This is a genomic window from Desulfovibrio sp. (genome assembly GCF_019424165.1).
Lineage (GTDB): Bacteria > Desulfobacterota > Desulfovibrionia > Desulfovibrionales > Desulfovibrionaceae > Desulfovibrio.
In genome coordinates this window covers 19,494-24,050 of the sequence record NZ_JAHZAA010000020.1, presented here as the reverse complement: position 1 = coordinate 24,050, position 4,557 = coordinate 19,494, and the positions used below count along the sequence as shown (strand labels likewise).

The 4,557-nt window shown below is 60.0% G+C and carries 3 protein-coding genes; all 3 read right to left on the bottom strand.

From position 1 onward, the window contains the following. Positions 1-89: 89 nt before the first annotated feature. The gene (locus tag QZ377_RS08205; RefSeq protein WP_291440675.1) at positions 90-2,516 is read right to left on the bottom strand and encodes an N-acetylmuramoyl-L-alanine amidase; all 2,427 of its coding nucleotides are present in this window, start codon (positions 2,514-2,516) and stop codon (positions 90-92) included. Between the two features lie 202 nt (positions 2,517-2,718). Next, positions 2,719-3,051 carry a CGGC domain-containing protein gene (locus QZ377_RS08200; protein WP_291440674.1) on the bottom strand — a complete coding sequence of 111 codons (333 nt, stop codon included), beginning with the start codon at positions 3,049-3,051 and terminating at the stop codon, positions 2,719-2,721. A 235-nt stretch (positions 3,052-3,286) separates the two neighbouring features. Then, on the bottom strand, positions 3,287-4,557 hold a 1,271-nt coding region (gene bamA, locus QZ377_RS08195), incomplete at its 5' end, for an outer membrane protein assembly factor BamA (protein ID WP_291440673.1).

Below are 4,557 nucleotides of genomic sequence, written 5' to 3'. Positions count from 1 at the left end.
ACAAGCCGGGACCGGTCCTTGCCGCGCCAGTGTAACTGGGCTTTATTTTTGCTGATACGACAGCGCGGCATACATTTGAAATCCCTGCATCACATAGCATCGGCGCTTTCGGGCGTCAAGGAATTCTGGGCAGTCCGTCTTTTAAGCAGTCTGTCTTTGTATGCAAGTATGCCTTCAGCCAGTCCCTCGGCCAGTGCAAGACGATATTTGGCATTGGCGAGATTGCGGGCTTCGGCGGCATGGGTGCAGTAACCAAGCTCCACCAGCACAGCGGGCATTTGTGCACCGAGCAGTACGTGAAATGGAGCGGACTTGACTCCGTTGTTGCGGACGGTATACTCCCGCTTTTTCAGGCGGAACATGCTAAGTCGCTGAATATCCTGTGCAAGCCTGCGTGATTCGTCAACTCTGGCATTGAGCATGACATCGGCCAGCATTTTTTGCATGTCGCCCAGGCGGTGGTCGCTGCCAGAGTTTTCAAGGGCGGCCACCCGGGCGGCCTCGTTGTTGCTTGCCAGGTCAAGATAGTAGGTTTCAAAGCCGTTTACGGACGGGTCTTCATTGGCATTTACATGAATGGACACAAAGATGTCCGCCCCGGCGGCATTGGCCCTGGTTGTCCGTTCCCGTAATGAAAGGCCGGTATCCTTGGTGCGGCTGTAGACGACGTCCACACCGTTGGCCTGCAGGAGCCTGCCCAGGGTCAGGGCCACATCCAGTGTGATGACGCGTTCGAGAATGCCGTTATGGTTGGTTCCGGGGTCGCGCCCGCCGTGCCCTGCATCAATGAAGACCGTGCGCAGCGTCAGGCCGAGCTGACGGGCCATGTCGTTGACCTGGCGGGAGTCCGGCAAGGGGGTTTCACGGGGCGGCGCGGGTTTATCCTGTTCGGCAAAGGCCGCGCCGGATGCCTTGCGCGGAGGCAGGGGCGTGTTGCCGGCAGCTACGCGCAAAACGATGCGGCACGGGTTGCTTTCCACCTGGGTGTCAAAGCGCCGCACATCCCTGAAGCTGAACTGCATGACCGCACCGCCGCCCTTGCGGTCGCGCACGCGTACCGACTGCAACAGGCTGCCCTTGATGGTCACGCCCTGGCGGACGTCTTTTACGACAGAAGCGTTTTCCAGCTCGATATACAGACTGGACGGTGCGCCTTTTTTGCCTTCCACAAGTTTTGCGCTGTAGCGGGCCGGGGAGGACAGCTCAAGCACGATTTCAACAGCATTTTTGCTCAGGGAGTTCCACGAGAGCATATGCACTTCAGGTGAAACCGCTGTAACCGGAGCATTGCCCGCTTTGCCTGCCTGGGCCGCGTCGGGCTGGCCTGTAAGGCGCGCGCGTATCTCTTTGGCCTGCGGCAGCATGTCGCCGTGGGAATAGAGGGTGGCAATGGCGTCCAGCAGCTCCAGAGCTTCCGCAGGCTGGTTCAGCCGGTCGGCATCAATGATGGCCGCGCGCAGAAGCGCATCGTCGGCCAGGGCGCTTTTGGGAAATTCCTGGGCCAGGCTGAGGTACAGGTCACGGGCCTGCCGATATTCGGCAGCCAGATGCGAACAGTCTGCCAGCGCTTCCTGGCTTGCCGCCGCGCGAAAGAGCGCCCCAGGCGAAATGGCCCAGTTTTTACGGCTCTGATAGATGCGCAGAAATTCTGCGGCCAGTTCTTCCCACGGCTGTCGCCAGCAGGAGCGCACTTTGTCGGCGCGCAGGGTGTCCATATCGGCCTTGGCTTTGCGGTAGCGCGGCAGGAGCTGGTTTTGTGGCAGGGGAGCCGCCAGGGCCGCCGCAAGGCCGGGAGTAGACGCGGCAACTTGCGCTGCGGAGGGGGCAGTGCTTGCGGCAGGGGGATTTCCGCCCTGTGCGGCCGGGGCCGGCTGGTCTTCAACGGCAGCCTTGTTTTCGGCCACTGTCACCTGCCGGGCTTCAGGGGCGGTGCGCCCCTGGGCGGAGGCCAGCAGGGTCTTTTCCAGCGCCAGAGCCTCGGGTAGCATGTCGCCCTTGGGATACTGGCTTTTGATGCGCCCGATCAGTTCCAGCGCGCCCTTGTCGTCTTTGAGCCATGCGGCGCGAAGCTTGGCGGCGTGAAACAGCGCATCATCGGCAAGGCGGCTGTCTGCATGGCGCAGGGCGACAGATTCGTAGCATTCGATGGCCTTGCGGGCATCGGCTTTGGCAAAGGAACGGCGGGCGAGTTCTTCAAGACTTTCCGCAGCGCGGAAGAGGGCGGCGGGCCGGTTGGGCCAGCCGGGATCGGCATCATAGATTGCCCTGAATTCAGCGGCCAGTTTTTCCCACGGTTCGCGCTGGCCCGAGCGCTTGTCATCCATGCGCAGGCTTTCAATGCCCGCCTTGGCTGTATCGTAGCGTTTGGCCGTGGGCGGCAGGGAAGTGTAGCCCGTATCATAAAAGCAGACCACCAGCAGGCAAAGGGCCAGCAAAAAGGCCAGGGGAGGCGCAAGCCGCCTGAGACCGCTTCTGGTCGAGGGCTGGGGCCGGGGGCTTTTTGCTTTACGGGCCACGGAGACTCCTTGCTTGTCCTGCGGCGCGTCCGTCAGGCTTCTGACATGACACGGCGTGTGAAAATTTCCTTATAGCCCTTGTGGGGCAGGTAATTCAGACTGCCGCAACCTTGCGCGCAAGGTGAAAGATCGCGTATGTTTTGTCATTTGCATAAAGCATGCCGAAAATACATGCACAGGGGCCATGCGCACGCCTGCCCGCTCAGTGAGTGTAGTCCATAATCCGTATGGAGTCGCCAACGGCGCGGGCCACAATCTCGCGCATTTTTCTGGCAAACGGGCAGGGATAGCCGATGGGCGTGCCTTTTTGAATACAGGACGCGAAAACAATGGTGTCGGCACCGCGTTTGACCAGTTCCTGCGCGCGGAGCACGGCTTTTTTGCCGGGACAGCCGCCGCAGGAAATGAAGCCCGTGATATGGATGTCTTCTTCAATACCCTCGAATGCCCCTTTTCTTTCGCGCACCATCTTGAAATCCGTGCTGCCCGGGCAGAAATCCTCTGTTTGCATGCACCTGATAATACCGATGTTCATTGTTTTCTCCGGCAGGCCGTGCCGTTAGGGTGAGCAGAAGGCTGAAAAGACGCGAAGCCAGGCCGGACCTGCAACACCGCATTACGATAAAAACGCTGCGGGGGAGAAGCCTTGGCCTTGCAAGGTTTCTCCCCCGTGGATGTTACGTCTGAACGGCTGCAAGCCGTGCGGGCATACTGTTCATTTATTCCAAGGTATGGTTCCGGGCTGGCCCAAAATCCGATTCAAACCCGGCCTAGAAGAACTGCCCCATGCTGAATTCGATTCTGCCCGGAGGCATTTCCTTATCGTAATCCTGCACCAGAGGAACGCCGTAAGCTATGCGCAGGTCGCCCATGGGAGAGCGCCAGCGCAGTTCCAGACCGGTAGAGGCGACGATGTACCTGTCCCATTCATCACCCATGGTTTTGGAGTCGATGTTGAAGCCGGTGTCCACAAACGGTACCAGAGCAAGCCCCAGATCCTTCTGGAAGGTCCAGATGTATTCCAGGTTGCCGACAGCCATGCGGTCGCCGCCGATCTGCTCGTTGCCGTGCTTGTAGTCGCGGGGCGAGAGGTCGGAATAGCTGTAGCCGCGGATGGTGTCCATGCCGCCGACCCAGAAACGTTCAAACACGGGGACCCTGTCACTGGTGTTCTGGAACACGCCGCCCACGCGCCCACGCAGGTGGACAGTGTTTTGCGGGTTGAAAGACCAGAAGCCCTGCCAGTCGGCCACGCTCTTGACGAAGTTGTCTGTACCGCCAAGGCCGCCGCCGCCGTATTCAGCCCACAGGCGGGCGATGGTTCCCTTGGTGGGGCGCTCCTTGCTGTCGGTAGTATCGCGCAGGATGCGGCCCGAGACGGCGCTGGTCCAGTTGATGCCCTTGTAGTCCTTGATGTAGGGCGAGCTGTTGTCGGCCACATCGTACAGGTGGTAGCGCTCAAGGCGATAGCCTACGCCCACGGACGTGTATTCACCGATGGGATAGCCGAAGCGCACGGTGTCGCCTATGGTATCCTTGGTGAAGTTGTCCCAGTAGTCGTGGGTGTAATAGATGTCGTTGGCGAACGAAAGGTCGGTATCGTACACGCGCGGGTTGGTGAAGGACAGGGTTCCCGACGTGCGCCGCCAGGAGAAGAAGCCCTGAAGCTGCAACCAGTAACCGCGGCCGAAGAGGTTGCGCTCCATAATGGAGGCCGTGACGCCCACGTCATAGTAGCTGGAGTAGCCGACACCGCCCATGATGGCACCGGTATTGGTTTCCTTGACCTTGACCTTGAGGTCCACTTCGTCTTCCTGCCCGGTGGGGATAAGCTCCATATCCACGGCAGAGAAGTAGCGCAGGCGGTTCAGGCGTTCGTTGGAGCGGCGCAGTTTGGCCCCTTCATACATGTCGCCGTCGCCCAGGCGCATTTCGCGCAGGATGACGTTGTCGCGCGTTTTGGTATTGCCTTCAACCACCAGGCGGCGGATGAAGACCTTCTGTTTTTTGTTGATCAGATAGCCTACGTCCACCTGATCGC